17 protein-coding genes are annotated in these 16,010 nt (G+C 74.0%); 8 read left to right on the plus strand and 9 right to left on the minus strand.

Annotated elements, in window-relative coordinates; genetic code table 11:
• Nucleotides 1-242: 242 nt before the first annotated feature.
• Genes AB0N29_RS05135 through AB0N29_RS05160 form a run of 6 tightly spaced genes read left to right on the plus strand, consistent with a single transcriptional unit; the run spans nucleotide 243 to nucleotide 5,764 of the window.
• The gene (locus tag AB0N29_RS05135) at nucleotides 243-971 is read left to right on the plus strand and encodes a LamG-like jellyroll fold domain-containing protein (RefSeq protein WP_364864626.1); all 729 of its coding nucleotides are present in this window, start codon (nucleotides 243-245) and stop codon (nucleotides 969-971) included.
• Between the two features lie 9 nt (nucleotides 972-980).
• Nucleotides 981-1,499, plus strand: a complete 519-nt coding sequence (locus AB0N29_RS05140; RefSeq protein ID WP_364864628.1) for a cupin domain-containing protein — start codon at nucleotides 981-983, stop codon at nucleotides 1,497-1,499.
• Between the two features lie 51 nt (nucleotides 1,500-1,550).
• On the plus strand, nucleotides 1,551-3,053 hold the full coding sequence (locus AB0N29_RS05145) for an amino acid permease (protein WP_364864630.1): 1,503 nt from the start codon (nucleotides 1,551-1,553) through the stop codon (nucleotides 3,051-3,053).
• Nucleotides 3,054-3,062: 9 nt separating this feature from the next.
• Nucleotides 3,063-4,028 (plus strand): PAC2 family protein, encoded by a 966-nt coding sequence (locus tag AB0N29_RS05150; protein ID WP_302270959.1) that lies wholly within the window; start codon nucleotides 3,063-3,065, stop codon nucleotides 4,026-4,028.
• Nucleotides 4,029-4,886, plus strand: a complete 858-nt coding sequence (locus tag AB0N29_RS05155) for an acyl-CoA thioesterase II (RefSeq protein WP_364864634.1) — start codon at nucleotides 4,029-4,031, stop codon at nucleotides 4,884-4,886.
• A gap of 29 nt (nucleotides 4,887-4,915) precedes the next feature.
• Nucleotides 4,916-5,764, plus strand: coding sequence for an acyl-CoA thioesterase II (locus tag AB0N29_RS05160; RefSeq protein WP_364864636.1), 849 nt, complete (start codon nucleotides 4,916-4,918; stop codon nucleotides 5,762-5,764).
• Between the two features lie 104 nt (nucleotides 5,765-5,868).
• On the opposite strand, the gene AB0N29_RS05165 is transcribed toward AB0N29_RS05160, so the two are convergent.
• Both AB0N29_RS05165 and AB0N29_RS05170 read right to left on the minus strand, forming a co-directional pair.
• Complete coding sequence (locus tag AB0N29_RS05165) at nucleotides 5,869-6,753, minus strand: MaoC/PaaZ C-terminal domain-containing protein (protein WP_364864638.1); 885 nt, start codon at nucleotides 6,751-6,753, stop codon at nucleotides 5,869-5,871.
• Nucleotides 6,753-8,096, minus strand: coding sequence for a 3-oxoacyl-ACP reductase (locus tag AB0N29_RS05170; RefSeq protein WP_302270964.1), 1,344 nt, complete (start codon nucleotides 8,094-8,096; stop codon nucleotides 6,753-6,755). Before AB0N29_RS05170 ends, AB0N29_RS05165 begins: the two co-directional genes overlap by 1 nt.
• A 98-nt stretch (nucleotides 8,097-8,194) precedes the next feature.
• Here AB0N29_RS05170 and AB0N29_RS05175 point away from each other — a divergent pair, with 98 nt between their 5' ends.
• The gene (locus AB0N29_RS05175; RefSeq protein ID WP_364864641.1) at nucleotides 8,195-9,475 is read left to right on the plus strand and encodes an acetyl-CoA C-acetyltransferase; all 1,281 of its coding nucleotides are present in this window, start codon (nucleotides 8,195-8,197) and stop codon (nucleotides 9,473-9,475) included.
• An 83-nt stretch (nucleotides 9,476-9,558) separates the two neighbouring features.
• Here the strand turns inward: AB0N29_RS05175 and AB0N29_RS05180 are convergent, their stop codons facing one another.
• The 6 genes from AB0N29_RS05180 to AB0N29_RS05205 all read right to left on the minus strand — a co-directional run bounded on the left by AB0N29_RS05180 (nucleotide 9,559) and on the right by AB0N29_RS05205 (nucleotide 14,143).
• The gene (locus tag AB0N29_RS05180; protein ID WP_364864643.1) at nucleotides 9,559-10,020 is read right to left on the minus strand and encodes a hypothetical protein; all 462 of its coding nucleotides are present in this window, start codon (nucleotides 10,018-10,020) and stop codon (nucleotides 9,559-9,561) included.
• An 86-nt stretch (nucleotides 10,021-10,106) separates the two neighbouring features.
• Nucleotides 10,107-10,817, minus strand: coding sequence for a TetR/AcrR family transcriptional regulator (locus tag AB0N29_RS05185; RefSeq protein ID WP_364864645.1), 711 nt, complete (start codon nucleotides 10,815-10,817; stop codon nucleotides 10,107-10,109).
• Nucleotides 10,818-10,987: 170 nt separating this feature from the next.
• Complete coding sequence (locus AB0N29_RS05190; protein WP_364864647.1) at nucleotides 10,988-11,512, minus strand: hypothetical protein; 525 nt, start codon at nucleotides 11,510-11,512, stop codon at nucleotides 10,988-10,990.
• Nucleotides 11,505-11,690 carry a hypothetical protein gene (locus tag AB0N29_RS05195; RefSeq protein ID WP_302270973.1) on the minus strand — a complete coding sequence of 62 codons (186 nt, stop codon included), beginning with the start codon at nucleotides 11,688-11,690 and terminating at the stop codon, nucleotides 11,505-11,507. Before AB0N29_RS05195 ends, AB0N29_RS05190 begins: the two co-directional genes overlap by 8 nt.
• Nucleotides 11,687-13,243 (minus strand): ATP-dependent DNA ligase, encoded by a 1,557-nt coding sequence (locus AB0N29_RS05200; RefSeq protein ID WP_364864650.1) that lies wholly within the window; start codon nucleotides 13,241-13,243, stop codon nucleotides 11,687-11,689. Before AB0N29_RS05200 ends, AB0N29_RS05195 begins: the two co-directional genes overlap by 4 nt.
• Nucleotides 13,244-13,372: 129 nt before the next feature.
• On the minus strand, nucleotides 13,373-14,143 hold the full coding sequence (locus tag AB0N29_RS05205; protein WP_364864652.1) for an enoyl-CoA hydratase-related protein: 771 nt from the start codon (nucleotides 14,141-14,143) through the stop codon (nucleotides 13,373-13,375).
• A 77-nt stretch (nucleotides 14,144-14,220) separates the two neighbouring features.
• Here AB0N29_RS05205 and AB0N29_RS05210 point away from each other — a divergent pair, with 77 nt between their 5' ends.
• Nucleotides 14,221-15,150: a DNA-3-methyladenine glycosylase 2 family protein gene (locus AB0N29_RS05210; RefSeq protein ID WP_364864654.1), complete on the plus strand. Its 930-nt coding sequence runs from the start codon at nucleotides 14,221-14,223 to the stop codon at nucleotides 15,148-15,150.
• Here the strand turns inward: AB0N29_RS05210 and AB0N29_RS05215 are convergent.
• Nucleotides 15,137-15,997 (minus strand): serine hydrolase, encoded by an 861-nt coding sequence (locus tag AB0N29_RS05215; RefSeq protein WP_364864656.1) that lies wholly within the window; start codon nucleotides 15,995-15,997, stop codon nucleotides 15,137-15,139. The genes AB0N29_RS05210 and AB0N29_RS05215 overlap by 14 nt on opposite strands.
• Between the last annotated feature and the right edge of the window lie 13 nt (nucleotides 15,998-16,010).

Genomic DNA, 16,010 nt, shown 5'->3' on the forward strand with positions numbered 1-16,010 from the left:
GGCCAGCAGCGTCGCCCTCGTCGCCGTCGTGTCCGTCCTGTGACCTTCCCGTCGTCCCGTCGTCCCGTCGTCCCGTCGTCCCGGCGGGCGGGCGGAGCGCCCGGCGCGGCGGAATACCGCATTGCGGGGACGCGCCGACCGCCCCCGGCGTGGCACGGTGACGAGCGCCGGCGCACGTCGCGCCGCGGAGGGAGAGGCCCATGCCTCGAGCTGGACGACGCGCAGGTCGACGCTGGACGGCCGTGGCGGGTGCACTCGCGGCAGGAGCCCTCGTGCTGCCCGGTGCCACGGGCCCGGGTGCCGGGGCGGGTGCAGGGGCGGCGGTCGCCGCCACCACCTCGTCCACCACCGTGCTGCAGCTGGGGTTCGACGGGGCCGACACCTTCGCCTCGGGGACTTCGGTCCTCGACGACACCGGTGCCGCCCGCGGGCGGGTGGTGACCAACCGCGGCGCGCTGACCCCGACCAGCGGCTCCCCGGGACGGGCCGTGCAGTACCCGTGCCCGACGTGCGGTCGCGCACTGATCGAGGTGCCCGACGCCGCGGCGCTCGACCCGGGCACCGCCGCGTTCAGCGTCGGCGTCGACGTCCGGATGACCCGCGAGGAGTCGCGGCGCTCGATGAACGTCGCCCAGAAGGGCTACTACGGCGAGCCCGGCGGGCAGTACAAGCTCCAGGTCGACCAGGGCCGGCCGAGCTGCGTCGTCAGCGGGTCCCGCACCCGGCTGGTCGCGGTGGCGTCCGGCACGGAGGCCGACGTCGCCGACGGCGCGTGGCACCGGGTCGTCTGCAGCCGCACCGCCACCGAGGTGCTCGTGCTGGTCGACGGGGTCGTGCGCGCCCGCGCCACCGGCGTGGTCGGCTCGGTCGCCAACGCCTCGCCGCTGCGCATCGGCGCCAAGAACGTCAGCGCGACCGACAACGACCAGTTCCGCGCGGACCTCGACGACGTCGTCGTCCAGGTCGGGTGAGCCGCCGCGGTGACCCATCCCGAGCCGTGGACCGACCTCGCGACGTACCCGCCGGCGGCGCACGTCGGCGACCGGCCCGACGTCTCGGCGTGGCTGCGCCGCCACGACGCGCCGGCCGAGCTCGACACCCTGGGCGGGTTCGCCCACTACCTGGCCACGGGGTCCAGGACGGGCGGCCGCTACGGCCTCTACCGGTGGGACATGGGCCCGCAGCCCGGCGGTCCGGCGCCGCACTACCACCGCACCATGACCGAGGCGTTCTTCGTGCTGTCGGGCAGCGTGCGCCTCTACGACGGCGACACGTGGACCGACGCCGCGCCGGGGGACTTCTGCCACGTCCCCGAGGGCGGGGTGCACGCGTTCCGCAACGAGTCCGGGGCGGCGGCGGCCATGCTGATCCTCTTCGTCCCGGGTGCTCCTCGCGAGGCGTACTTCGAGGGGCTGGTGGAGATGTTCACCTCCGGCCGCGACGTCTCGCAGGAGGAGTACGCCGACTTCTGCGAGCGCCACGACAACCACTTCGTCTGATGGCGTGGCGAGCGGTGGGTGAGGAGCGGCGTCGTGGGTAACCTGCTGCCGGTGAGCGTGTTCAGGACGAAGTCCGTGGAGCAGTCGATCGCCGACACCGACGATCCCGACTCGAGGCTGCGCAAGGACCTGCGCGCCGTCGACCTGGTGGTCTTCGGCGTCGGGGTCATCATCGGCGCCGGCATCTTCGTGCTGACCGGCACGGTGGCGGCGACGAACTCCGGCCCGGCGCTCGCGCTGAGCTTCCTCATCGCCGCGCTGGCCTGCGGGCTCGCCGGCCTCTGCTACGCGGAGTTCGCCTCGACCGTGCCGGTCGCGGGCAGCGCCTACACCTTCAGCTACGCCACCATGGGCGAGCTGGTCGCCTGGATCATCGGCTGGGACCTGGTCCTGGAGTTCACGATCGGCTCCGCGGCGCTCTCGGTCAGCTTCTCCGGCTACCTCCAGGAGCTCCTCGCCGGTACGCCGCTGGAGGTGCCGGCCTCGCTCGCCAGCGCCGAGGGCGGCTGGGTCAACCTGCCCGCCGTCATCGTGGCCCTGCTGGTCATGGGGCTGCTCGTGCGGGGGACGAAGTTCTCCAGCCGGGTCAACCAGGTCGTCGTGGCGATCAAGCTGCTCGTCGTCGCCACCGTGATCGTCGTCGGCATCGCCTACGTCGACCCCTCCAACTGGGTCCCGTTCATCCCCGAGTCCGAGCCGGTGCCGGACTCCGGCGGCGGCTTCCTCGAGCTGCCGCTCATCACCAGCCTGCTGGGCATCGAGCCCGCCGTCTTCGGCGTCGCGGGCGTGATCAGCGGCGCGGCGATCGTGTTCTTCGCCTTCATCGGCTTCGACATCGTGGCGACCACCGCGGAGGAGGCCGAGAACCCGCAGCGCGACGTGCCGATCGGCATCCTCGGCTCGCTGGCGATCGTGACCGTCCTCTACGCCGCGGTCAGCCTCATCGTCACCGGCATCCAGCCCTTCGACGAGATCGACCCCGAGGACGCCGCCCCGCTGGCGACCGCGTTCAGCGCCGCCGGTGTCGGCTGGATGGGCGACCTGATCTCGGTCGGCGCCTGCATCGGCCTGATCGTGGTCGCGATGATCCTCATGCTCGGCCAGAGCCGGGTCGCCTTCGCGATGGCGCGCGACGGGCTCCTGCCGCGGTCCCTGGCCCGGGTGCACCCGACGTACGGCACGCCGCACCGGATCACCCTGATCACCGGCACCGTGATCGCGATCATCGCCGGCTTCGTCGACCTGGCCACGCTGGCCAACCTGGTCAACATCGGCACCCTCTTCGCCTTCGTCCTGGTCAGCATCGGCGTCGTCGTGCTCCGCCGGACCCGCCCGGACCTGCCCCGGTCCTTCCGCACGCCGCTCGCCCCCGTGGTGGCCGTCCTGGCGACGCTGCTGTGCGGCTACCTCATGCTCAACCTCACCGGTGAGACCTGGCTGCGCTTCCTGGCCTGGATGGCCATCGGCGTCGTCGTCTACTTCGTCTACGGCATGCGTCACAGCCGTCTCGCCCAGCGCTCGGCCGCGGAGTCGTCGGAGAGCACCACCCCATAGGCTGGGCGGGTGACCCAGGAACCCCGTCTCGTGCACATCGTCGACGAGGTACCGGAGCTGGACGACGCCGCCGACCTCACCATGGTGCTCGTGCTCGACGGGTTCCTCGACGCGGGGCGGGCCGCGGCGCGCGCCGCCCAGCACCTCGTCGACCTCTCCGACGCCCCGGTCCCCGGCGGCAAGGTGGTGGCGACCTTCGACGTGGACCAGTTCCACGACTACCGCGCCCGCCGCCCGGCGATCTCCTTCGTCCGCGACCACTACGAGCAGTACGACGCCCCGCGGCTGGTCGTGCGCCTGCTGCGCGACACCGGCGGCACGCCGTACCTGCTGCTCCACGGTCCCGAGCCCGACAACCGCTGGGAGGCCTTCGCGCGCGCCGTCCGCGAGGTCGTCGAGCGGCTCGGGGTGACCCGCGTGGTGGCGATGGGGTCGGTGCCGATGGCGGTCCCGCACACGCGTCCGATCGCGATCACCCACCACGCCAACGACCACGCCGAGCCGGTCGGGCAGAGCCCGTGGCGCGGTGAGCTGCGCGTGCCCTCCAGTGCCCAGGCGCTCCTCGAGGTGCGGCTGGGGGAGTGGGGCCACGCCGCGCTCGGCTTCGTCGCGCACATCCCGCACTACCTCGCCCAGCTCGACTACCCGAAGGCGTCCGCGGTGCTGCTCGAGCAGGTCGAGCTCGGCGGACGGCTGACGATCGACCTGTCCGGCCTGCTGGCCGAGGCCGAGGACCGGGAGGTCGAGATCGCCCGGTACCTCTCGGCCAACGAGGAGGTCGCCGACGTCGTCGCGGCCCTCGAGCGCCAGTACGACGCGTTCGAGCGGGCCGAGGACTCCGGCAGCAACCTGCTCGCAGAGGACCAGCCCCTGCCCAGCGGCGAGGAGCTCGGCCAGCAGTTCGAGCAGTTCCTCGCGGCCCTCGACGAGGACCCGAAGACCGACCCGGGCGCCGACGGCGAGAGGGACGACTGAGTGCCGCGCGACGCCGACGAGCTGGCGCGGCTCCTCGACCTCGAGGCCATCGACACCAACCTGTTCCGGGGCCGGCAGGCGGCGACCTCGCTGCCCCGGGTGTTCGGGGGCCAGGCCGCGGCGCAGGCGACCGTGGCGGCGGGGCGCACCGTCGACCCGGCGTACGAGCTGCACTCCCTGCACTCCTACTTCCTGCAGCCCGGTGACACCTCGGCCCCCACGATCTTCGACGTCGAGACCATCCGCGAGGGCCGATCGTTCGCGACCCGGCGGGTCCTCGCCCGGCAGCACGGCCGCCCGATCTACGCCCTGACCGCGGACTTCCAGCGGCCCGAGGAGGGTTGGGAGCACCAGCAGGTCGCTCCCTCGGTGCCGCCGCCGGAGGAGTGCCTCAACCCCAAGGAGCTCTTCGGGCAGGCCGAGGACGACCCGGAGTGGGGCGTGATGGAGCTGCGGTACGCCGGCAGCAGCCTCGACGGCGGGCTCGAGCCCGACGACGTCCGACCGGGCCGGCAGCGGGTCTGGCTGCGGGTCCGGGGCACCCTGCCCGACGACCCGTTCGTGCACGTCGCGGCGTTCACCTACTTCTCCGACATGACGATCATGGGCGCGGCGCTCGCGCCCCACGGCGTCCGCAGCGGCAGCCCGGAGGCCATGGTGGCCTCGCTGGACCACTCCATCTGGTTCCACCGGCCCTTCCGCGCCGACGAGTGGTGGCTCTACGACCAGGACTCGCCGTTCGGCGGCGGAGGTCGGGGCCTGGTCCACGGCCGGGTGCACACCGCCGACGGCACGCTCGTCGCGTCGGTCTCCCAGGAGGCGCTGCTGCGCAGGCCGCGCCCACCCCGGCAGGAGTGAGCCGTGGCCGACACAGGAGGAGAACCGTGGTGAGTCCCGTCCAGGAGCTGGTGGGCCTGCTCGACCTCGAGGACATCGACGCGGACCTGTTCCGCGGCGCCCAGCCTGAGTCGGCGCGCTCGCGCGTGTACGGCGGCCAGGTCGCCGCCCAGGCGCTCGTCGCCGCGATCCGGACCGCCGGCGAGGACTTCGCCGTGCACTCCCTGCACTCCTACTTCCTGCTGCCGGGCGACTACTCCGTGCCGATCGTCTACGACGTCGAGCGGATCCGCGACGGCCGCTCGTTCCTCACCCGACGGGTCGTCGCGCGCCAGCACGGGCGCGCGATCTACTACCAGACGGTGAGCTTCCAGCGGCCCGAGGAGGGCTGGGAGCACCATGACGCCGTGCCGCAGGTCGGTCGTCCCGAGGACGGCACCGACATGGTCGACCTGATGCGTCGCCGGGGGAGCGAGGAGGCCGAGGCGCTCGGCAAGGAGTGGGCCGCGATCGACGTGCGCTACCTCGGCAACACCCGTACCGGGCTCCCGCCGCACCCGGAGCACCGGGCACAGGCGCAGATGTGGATGCGGGTCAAGGAGCGGGTCTCCGACGACCCCGTCGTCCACCTCGGGCTGTTCACCTACGCCAGCGACATCAGCCTGCTCGGCGCGTCGCTCGCCGCCCACGACACGACGCCGTCGCGGACGATGATGGCCTCCCTCGACCACACCATCTGGTTCCACCGGCCCTTCCGGACCGACGAGTGGTGGCTCTACGACCAGTGGTCGCCCGCCGCCGCCGGCGGGCGGGGCCTCTCCTTCGGCCGGGTGTTCACCCAGGACGGTGCGCTCGTCGCCACCGTCGCGCAGGAGGGGTTGATCCGGCCGCTGCGGTAGGTGGCGCGGGCCTGTCTGTCGGATTCCCCGGTCCACCGGGGAATCCGGCGCTTCTCAGGGGAAACTTCCCCTGAGAAGCGCCGGACTTCCCTGAGAAGTCCGCCTCAGAGGTTGGTCGTGCGACCGGCCAGGTGCGGGGCACCGGACCGCGGGCTGCTCAGCGAGAAGGCGTAGCCGTCGTCGAGCGGCCGGGAGCCGAAGGCGACCTTGCCGGGCAGCAGCACCGGCTTCTTGAACGCCACGTCGACGCGGACGGCGTCGGCGAGCCGGTTCTCCAGCGCGGCGGTGCAGCGCGCCATCGTCCACATGCCGTGCGCGATCTGGCGCGGGAAGCCCAGCGCCTTGGCGGTCAGCGGGTGGAGGTGGATCGGGTTGTGGTCGCCGGACACCGCGGCGTAGGTCCGGCCGAGGTCGCCGGGCAGCGACCACACCGTGCCGCCGGCGCGGGCGTCGGGGAATATCGCGCCGGCCGGGGCGGACTCCTCGCCCTTCCCACGCCGCAGGTACGCCGAGGTCTCCTCCCAGACGGTCTCGCCCCCGGCGGTGACCGTGGTGACGAAGTCGAAGACCCGGCCCTTGGCGTGCGGGCGGGACGGACCGACGTCGACCGAGACCGCCAGGGACTCGCCGACCCGGACGGGGCGGTGCTGGGTGATGGAGTTCTCCAGGTGCACGGTGCCGATCGCGGGGGCGGGGAACGCCGGGTCGCTCATGACCGCCATGTGCAGGCCGAAGGCGAGCAGGTGCGGGTACGGCAGCGGCACGGTGTCCTTGACCGGGAAGCCGCAGACCGCGGCGTACCGCTCGACGTGCTCGCGCTCGACGGTGACCGGCGGCCGGCTGAAGGACAGGCCGGCGAAGTCCCCGCCGGACGCCTTCCTGATGCCGGGCAGCCGGCCGACCACGGGCAGGGACGGGAGCGCTGCCCGGAGCAGCGTCGTGAGCCCGCCGGCGTCGCCGGAGACCTCGCGTGTCTCGGGGGTGCCCATCAGGCGCCCAGCATCATCTGGCCGCAGACGCGGACGACGTTGCCGTTGACCGCGCTCGAGGCCGGGTTGGCGTACCAGGCGATGGTCTCGGCGACGTCGACCGGCAGGCCGCCCTGCGCCATCGCGTTGAGGCGCTGCCCGACCTCGCGGGTCGCGAACGGCACGGCCGCGGTCATCTGGGTGATGATGAAGCCGGGGGCGACCGCGTTGATCGTGATGCCGTTGTCCAGCTCGTCGGCCAGCGAGTCCACCAGCCCGATCACGCCGGCCTTGGAGGCGGCGTAGTTGGTCTGGCCGACGTTGCCGGCGATCCCGGCGATCGAGGCGACGCCGATGATCGAGCCGTGGGCGTTGACGACGCCCTGGTCGAGCAGCTCGCGGGTGATCCGCTCCGGGGCGGTGAGGTTGACCCCGATCACCGACTCCCAGCGGTCCTCGGCCATGTTGGCGAGCTTCTTGTCGCGGGTGATGCCGGCGTTGTGCACGACGACGTCGACGCCACCGTGCTTCTCCTTGAGGTGGTGCGCGATGCGCTGCGGCGCGTCCTTGCCGGTGATGTCGAGGGTGAGCCAGTCGCCGTCGAGCTCCTTCATCAGCTGCTGCAGCGGGTCGGCGGCCTGCGGGACGTCCACGCCGACGACGGTCGCGCCGTCGCGGTGGAGCACCCGGGCGATCGACTCCCCGATGCCGCGGCTGGCGCCGGTCACGAGCGCGACCTTGCCGGCGAGCGGCCGCTGCCAGTCGGCGACCTCGCCGGCGACGGTGGCGCCGTGGGCACCGATCCGGACCACCTGGCCGGAGACGTAGGCGGACTTGGGGGAGAGGAGGAACGCCAGCGTGCTGGTCACGGCCGACTCGGCCCCCTCGGCGACGTACACGAGCTGGACGGTGCCGCCGCGGCCGACCTCCTTGCCCAGGCTGCGCGTGAAGCCCTCGAGCGCGCGCTGCGCGACCCGCTCGGCGCCGGTGACCTGCTCCGGCGGGGTACCGAGGACCACGACGCGCGGGTTGGTCTCCAGGCTCCGCAGCAGCGGGGTGAAGAAGTCGCGCAGCGCGACCAGGTCACCGGAGTCCTGGAAGCCGGTGGCGTCGAAGACGAGGCCCTTGAACCGCTGGCCCTCCTCGGGGGCGCCGACCACCTCGGTCGAGGCGATGCCGACCAGGTCGAGGATGCCGGCGAGCGACTCGGCGAGCCGGCCGCGGCCACCCAGGCCGACGGTGCCCGTGACGAGCGGCGCCCCGGCCTCGTACCGCTCCAGCCGGGTGGGGTTCGGCAGTCCCAGGTTCTTGACGAGGATCTTGCCGATCGGGGACGAGGTGAAGTCGCGGTAACGGTCGCTCATGCTGCTCCATGTAACTAGAGGTGTAACTCGGAGTCCACATTTCGTGACGTGCCCCTCATGTCCTGTTGAACCGGGGCGGGCGGGGCAAGGATAGGAGCATGGAGAACACCACCCGCCGCGTCGCCGTCCTCGGCGGCAACCGCATCCCCTTCGCCCGGTCGAACGGCGCCTACTCGACCGCCTCGAACCAGGACATGCTCACGGCCGCGATCGACGGTCTCCTCGGCCGCTACGGCCTCGAGGGCGAGCGCGTCGGCGAGGTCGTCGCCGGCGCCGTGCTCAAGCACGCCCGCGACTTCAACCTCGCCCGCGAGTCGGTGCTGGGCTCGAAGCTCGACCCGACCACCCCGGCCACCGACATCCAGGAGGCCTGCGGCACCGGTCTCCAGGCAGCCGTGCAGGTGGCCAACAAGATCGCGCTGGGCCAGATCGACTCCGGCATCGCCGGCGGCACCGACACCACCTCCGACGCGCCGGTCGCGATCAGCGACAAGCTGCGCAAGAAGCTGATGAAGGTCAACGCCGCCAAGGACACCAAGGGCCGCCTCGCCGCCCTCGGCCAGATCCGCCCGGGCGACATCGGCCTGGAGATCCCCAAGAACGGCGAGCCGCGCACCGGCCTGTCCATGGGCGACCACGCCGCGCTGACCGCCCTGGAGTGGCAGATCACCCGCGAGGCCCAGGACGAGCTCGCCGCAGCCTCGCACCGAAACCTCGCCACGGCGTACGACAAGGGGTGGCAGGACGACCTGGTCACGCCGTTCCGCGGCCTCGACCGCGACAACAACCTGCGCCCCGACTCCACCGTCGAGAAGCTGGCCAAGCTCAAGCCGGTCTTCGGCAAGGGCGAGTCGGCCACGATGACCGCGGCCAACTCCACCCCGCTGACCGACGGTGCGTCCGCGGTGCTGCTCGGCTCCGAGGAGTGGGCGTCGGCGCACGGGCTCGACGTGCTGGCCTACTTCGTCGACTCCGAGACTGCGGCCGTCGACTACGTGCACGGCGGCGAGGGCCTGCTGATGGCGCCGGCGTACGCCGTGCCGCGGATGCTGGCCCGCAACGGGTTGACCCTGCAGGACTTCGACTACTACGAGATCCACGAGGCCTTCGCCTCGCAGGTGCTCTCGACCCTCAAGGCGTGGGAGGACCCGGTGTTCTGCAAGGAGCGCCTCGGCCTCGACGCCCCGCTGGGCTCGATCGACCGCTCGAAGCTGAACGTCAACGGGTCCTCGCTCGCCGCGGGCCACCCGTTCGCCGCGACCGGCGGCCGGATCATCGCCAACCTGGCCAAGCTGCTGGCGGAGAAGGGCTCGGGCCGCGGCCTCATCTCGATCTGCGCCGCCGGTGGCCAGGGCGTCGTGGCGATCCTGGAGCGCTGACCCGCACCGCCCCCGACGTACGACGAGGGGCCGGCCGCCACATCGGCGGCCGGCCCCTCTCGCCGTCCTGGGGCCCGGTCCGGTCAGTCGTCGTCGCGGACCCGCCACCCGTCGGGGAGGTCGGTGCCCTCGCGGACGCAGTCCTCCTCGACGTCCGGCTCGCCCCGCACGACGACGTCGCGCTCGACGGGGACCCAGCCGTCCTTGTCGCAGTTGTACGGCATCGGCCGGTTGCCGAACGGCTCCCAGCGCGCACCCTCCGGCAGGTCCTTCGTCCCCTCCGGGAGGCACTCGCCGCCGCCCGCGGGGTACTCGATCGGCGCCTCGCCCTCCGAGCACACCCACTCGTCGCCCATCGGGTCGAAGGCCCACAGCGCACCGAGCCCGAGGCCCACGAGGGCGGCCAGGCCGAGGGCGAAGGACACCACTCCGATCACCGCCCCGCGGACGATCCGCGCGCGGCGAGAGCGTGGCGGCTGCTCGTCGGGCCGGTGCTGCGGGGCCGGGTAGGCCGGGACGTCGAGGGGACGCGGCTCGTCGGTCATGCCACCAGCCTCGTCCGGTCCCGGCCGGTGCGCATGAGTGCGAGTGCTCAGCCGGGTCGGTCAGGTGGGTCTGTCGGGCGGGTCGGTCAGGCAGGCGGGTGGGTGGCGAGCGCGAGGGCCGAGGTCACCAGGTAGTGCCGGACCTGGTCGGGGGAGATCGCGCCGACCGTGGGCACGCCGGGGGCGGCCTCCTCGACGAGGATCCCGAGCCGGGCCAGCTGCAGGGCGCCCAGCCCGCTGGCGTACAGCGTGTTGGCCAGCAGTGCCGGCTCGTCGACGTGGAAGTCACCGGTCGCGACGCCGTGCTCGAGCGCGCGGCCGAGCTGGGAGAGGCACGAGGAGATGCCCCGGCCGAGCCGGAAGAGCGCGCTCTCGCTGATCTCGTCGAGCAGCTCGGCGCCGGTGCGGCGCATCAGCGCCTGCGCGCAGTCGACGAACGCCGGGTGGGCCAAGCCGTAGTCGACGAACGCCGTCACGATCGCCGCCAGCCGCTCGGGCGCTGGCTCGACACCCTCGGCCGCCTGCTCCAGCTCGCCGCGCAGCTCCTCGAGGTAGGAGACCAGCGTGAGCGCGAAGATCTCCTCCTTGCCCGAGAAGTGCCGGTAGACGATCGCGCGGTTGATGCCGACCGCCGAGGCGATGTCGTCGATCTGCGCGTCCCGCACGCCCCGCTCGTCGAAGAGCCGGCGCGTCGCCGCGATGATCTCCTGCTCCCGCGCCCGCCGACGGGCGGCCGCCGCGGAGCGCCGGCCATCGGTGCGCGGTGCCGCTCCGTGCTCGGTCCGCTGGCTGGTCATGCCCTCGATCGTAGCGATGCTGCAACTCGCAGTTGCACGCGTGTGACGCGTTCGACGAGCAGCGTCCCCAGCCGCCGCAATCGTTCAATTGCTGGGTTCCGGTGGGGTGGGAGCGGTTCCACCGCGTCGCAACCGTTCAATTGAACGATTGCGGTGCGGCCCGAGGGCGGTCAGCCGACGAGCAGCGCGACCAGCACGACGACGGCGGTCGAGGAGGCGACGAGCGCGAGCACACCCAGGCCGCGCCGGTGCCGCCAGCTCCACCCGGCGCCGACCACGGCTGCGGCCCCCGTCGGCCGCGGCCGGTCGCGCATGGTGCCGGCAAGCGCGGCGAGCACGAGCGCCACTCCGGCGTACCAGACGAGGTGCCCGACGGCCTCGTCCCACAGGTGCGCGGTCGGTCCGGGTGCGGTGTTGCCGACGGAGTTGGCGGCGAGGTGGATGCCGTGGCCGGAGGCGTACGCGACGGCGCCGCAGGCGAGCACCGCCCACTGGCGGGGCGTGGCCGACGTGCTGGCGAGGGTCGCCGCGGCCGGCGCGAGCACCAGCCAAGGCACCGCCAGGTCGAGCCAGTCGGCCCAGCGGGTGCCCTCGGGGGCGCTGCCGAGCCCGTCGGGCAGCACGCCGAGGTGGTGGAGCACGGCGTACGACAGCGCCGCCGTGGCCAGCCGGCGCCCGTAGCCGGCCTCAGGCATCGACGAGCGAGGGGTCGACCTCCTGCCAGCGGCCCATCGCCTCGTCCCAGAAGACCAGGACGGTGGCGCCGTCCCCGGTGTTGGTGCCGCGGTGCAGCAGGCCCGGCGGCAGCGGCTCGTCCTCGATGTCGGCGTTGGCCTCGTAGCCGGAGACCTGCCAGAACTGCACGTTCCTCATGCGTCCTCCTCGGTGGGTGCGGTGGTGCCGGTCAGCAGCGCGCGCACGCTGTCGACGGTGTCGACGTCCTCGGGCAGCTTGTCGTCGCGGTAGCGCAGGACGCGGGCGAAGCGCAGCGCGACGCCGCCGGGGTAGCGCGTCGAGCGCTGGACGCCGTCGATCGCGACCTCGACGACCTGCTCGGGCCGGACGCGGACGGCGTAGGGGTCGCGGGCGGTGGCGAGCCCGAGGAAGCGCTCGGTCTGCCAGGCCAGCATCTCGTCGGTCATCCCCTTGAACGTCTTGCCGAGCATCACGAAGTCGCCGGTCGCGGGGTCCCGGGCGCCGAGGTGGATGTTGGACAGCCACCCCTGGCGGCGGCCCGAGCCCCACTCGACGGCGAGGACGACGAGGTCCAGGGTCAGCACCGGCTTGACCTTGACCCAGGCCGAGCCGCGGCGGCCGGCGTCGTACGGCGCGGCGAGGTCCTTGACGACCACGCCCTCGTGGCCGGCGGCGAGGACCCGGGCTACGAAGGCGTCGGCGGTGGGGACGTCGGAGGTGACGAGCCGGGCGACGCGGTGCGGCTCGGGGACGAGGCGCTCGAGCGCGGCGAGCCGCTCGCTGCCCGGTTCGTCGAGGAGGTCGCGGCCGTCGAGGTGGAGCAGGTCGAAGAAGTACGGCGTGACCGCCACGCGACCGTCCGAGGCCTGCGCGGTGCGCGACGCGGTCTCCTGGAACGGCCGCGGCCGGCCCTCGGCGTCGAGGGCGATCGCCTCGCCGTCGAGCACGAAGGAGGTGGCGGGCAGCGACCGGGCCACCTCGACCACCTCCGGCAGCCGGGCGGTGATGTCGTCGAGCGAGCGGGTCGCGACGAGGACCTCGTCGCCGTCGCGGTGCACCTGGATCCGGATGCCGTCGAGCTTGGTGTCGATGGCGACCTCACCGCCCGCGCCGCCGGCCTTGGCCATGGCCGCCTCGGTGGAGGTGGCCGAGGAGGCCAGCATCGGGAGGACGGGGCGGCCGACCTGGAGCCCGAAGCCCGCCAGCGCCTCCTCGCCCCCGGCCAGCGCGGCGACCGCCACGGCGACGGTCGACCCGGCCAGCATGGCCGCCCGGCGGACGGCGGCGGTGGGCACGTCCCCGGCGACGGCGACGGCCTCCTGGACCAGCGCGTCGAGCGCGCCCTGCCGGACCTCCCCGGTGGCCAGGCCGCGCAGCCACGCCTGCTCGTCGGCGGTCGCGCGCCCGAAGAGCTCGGCCACGGCGGCCGCCCGTGCGGACTGCGACCCGGGCCCGGCGAGGTCGGCGATCGCCCCGAACGCCTCGTGCACGCCGGTCACCGTCAGCGACGGCTCGTCGGCGGGCTCGGGCAGGGTGGTCAGCGACCGCCAGCCGAGACCGGTGCGCCGCTGGCGCAGCGAGCCGGCGACGTACGACACGACGGTCGCGACCTCCTCCGGCTCGGCCGGGTCGACGCGTCCGAGCAGCTCGGCGACGGCCGCGACCTTGGCCTTGCGCGAGCGCGTGGCGGCGACGGCCCGGGAGGTGGCGACGACGTCGGCGAGGAGCACGGGCCCAATCTTGCCGAGCGGTGCAACAGGGTTCCCACCCGGTGCCTGGTCACCGAGGCGGACCAGCTCGCGCCGGAGAGCCGCTCGACGCGACGGTGCGCGAGCCGGGCCGAGGGCCCCGGCCGGTCGCTACATCCCGGTGAAGTCGGCCTCGCGGCCCTCGGCGAACGCGCTGAGGGCCTCGAGGTTGGCCGGGCCGCCCATCAGGGCGGCGAAGGCGGCGTTCTCCCGCTCGCGGGCCGCGTCGATGCCGGCGCGCAGGGGAGCGGTCATCGCCTCCTTGACCGCGACGAGCGAGGCGATGGGTCGTGAGGCGAGGACCTCGGCGTGCCGGCGGGCCTCGGGGAGGAGCCGTTCCGGCTCGCACACCCGCCAGACCAGGCCCATCTTGTGCGCCTCCTCCGCCGAGACCCACTCCGCGGAGAGCAGCAGCCAGGCGGCGTCCTGGCGGCCGACCAGCCGGGGGAGCAGGTAGGAGGAGGCGGCCTCCGGCGCGACGCCGAGCGACGTGAAGGGGCACTTGAGGCGCGCGGTCGTCGACATGAACGCCAGGTCGGCGAAGCCGAGGATGGTCGCGCCGATGCCCAGCCCGACGCCGTTGACCGCCACGACGAGCGGCTTGGGGAAGGCGACCAGCGCGTCGACCAGGCCGGGGAAGCCGTGCCGGCCGCGCTCGAAGGTCGGGTCGGTGGCGATCCGGTGCATCTCCAGGAGGTCGGTGCCGGCGCTGAAGCCACGTCCGTTCCCGGTCAGCAGCACCACGGCGACGTCCGGAGCGTCGGCCGCCTCGAGGAGGGCGTCGGCGAGCGCGTCGTACAACGCCTCGTTGAAGGCGTTGAGCGCCTCGGGCCGGTCGAGGGTCAGGGTGCGCACGCGGCGCTCGTCGGAGACCTGGAGCATGGGCCGCACCCTAGCGATGCGTGCTAGAACGTGTTCTCGTTCGAGCGGTGTCGGTCCGTCGGGCTAGCGTCGTGCCCATGACCTCGTCGACCCGTGTGTGGCGCCCCGAGTGGCCCTGCAGCCTCGGGCCGATGTGGCCGCACAAGCGCGGTGGTGGCGACCCGACGTACCGCGTCGACGGGCACGGCCGGCACTGGCGCGGCATCCGCACCCCCGAGGGGCCGGCCACCCTGGCGCTGCACCTCCAGCCCCGGGACGGCGAGGTGCGGGCCGAGGCGTGGGGCCCGGGTGCCGGGTGGGCGCTCGCCTCGGTGCCGGACCTGCTCGGGGCGTCCGACGACTGGTCGGGGTTCGACCCGCGGCACCCGGTGCTGGTCGAGGCGCGCCGTCGCCACCCCCACGCCCGGCTGGGCCGCACCGGCCTGGTCATGGAGGCGCTCGTGCCGGCGATCCTGGAGCAGAAGGTGACCGGCCAGGAGGCCTTCGCCGGCTACCGGATGCTCGTGCGGCGCTACGGCGAGCCGGCGCCCGGCCCCGGCCCCGAGCGCGACCTGTGGGTGCAGCCGACGCCGGAGGCGATCCGGCAGGTGCCCTCGTGGGAGTGGCTGCGGATGCACGTCGACCACGCCCGCTCCCGGGCGATCGTCACCGTCGCCCGCGTCGCCGACGCGATGGAGCGGCTGGCGGGCCTCCCCGGCGACGAGGTCGAGCGGCGGCTCGGCACGATCCCGGGCATCGGCCGCTGGACCGCGGCGGAGGTGCGGCAGCGCGCGCTGGGCGACCCCGACGCGGTCTCGTTCGGCGACTACCACGTGGCCAAGGACGTCGGGTGGGCGCTGACCGGCACGCCGTTCGACGACGCCGCCATGGAGGCCTACCTCGAGCCGTGGCGACCGCACCGCCAGCGGGTGGTCACCCTGCTCTACCTGGCCGGGCACCGCCGCCCGCGCCACGGCGCCCGGATGGCGCCGCGCACCCACCTGCCCGCGCGCGTCACGCGTCGCTGAGCCGCCCGACCGCGCGGATCGCCACTGCGGCCGCGTCGGCGACCGCGGCCTCCGGCACCTCGCCGTCGGCCCGCCGGGAGCGCACCAGCACCGCGAGCACCCACGGGTCACGGCCCGGCGGCCACAGCACCGCCACGTCGTTGACCGAGCCGTGCCCGCCCGTCCCGGTCTTGTCGCCGACCCGCCACCCGTCCGGGACGGCGGCCCGGATCCGGGCCTCGCCCGTGGTGCTCGCGACCAGCAGGTCGGTCAGCAGCCGCCGGCCCGTCGGCAACGCGTCGCCGAGCAGGAGCGCGGAGTACGTGGTGGCCAGCGCGGCCGGGGTCGAGGTGTCCCGCGGGTCGCCCGGCGCGTGCTCGTTGAGCGCCGGCTCGGTGCGGTCGAGGCGGGTGACCCCGTCCCCGGTCCCGCGCAGGTACGCCGTCAGCGCGGCCGGCCCGCCGAGGTACGCCAGCAGCGCGTTGGCCGCGTCGTTGTCGCTGTCGCGGACGGCGTCGGCCATCAGCCGGCGGGTGCGGGCGTCGGGAGGGCCGTCCCGGTCGAGCAGCGCCGCGGCGAGCAGGGGCTTGAACGTCGAGCACAGGGCGAACCGGGATCCGGCGCGGTGGCCGAGCAGCAGGCCGCCGGTGCCCGCCGCGGCGACGCCGACCACGGCGTCGTACCTCTCCTCGATCCGGCCGAGCGCGGCGACCGCCGGTCGCGGAGCAGGGGTGGCGGTCGGGACCGGGGAGGGGGAGCGGGTCGGGGGTCGACCGACCCGGGCCGGGCCGTCGGAGCCGCAGGCGGCCAGCGGTGCCGCGGCGAGCCCGAGCAGGAGCGCGCGCCGGTCGGGACGAGGTGCAGCCACCGGGCCATCCTGC

The organism is Nocardioides sp. NPDC092400 (assembly GCF_040684155.1).
In the GTDB taxonomy this organism is placed as follows: Bacteria; Actinomycetota; Actinomycetes; order Propionibacteriales; family Nocardioidaceae; genus Nocardioides.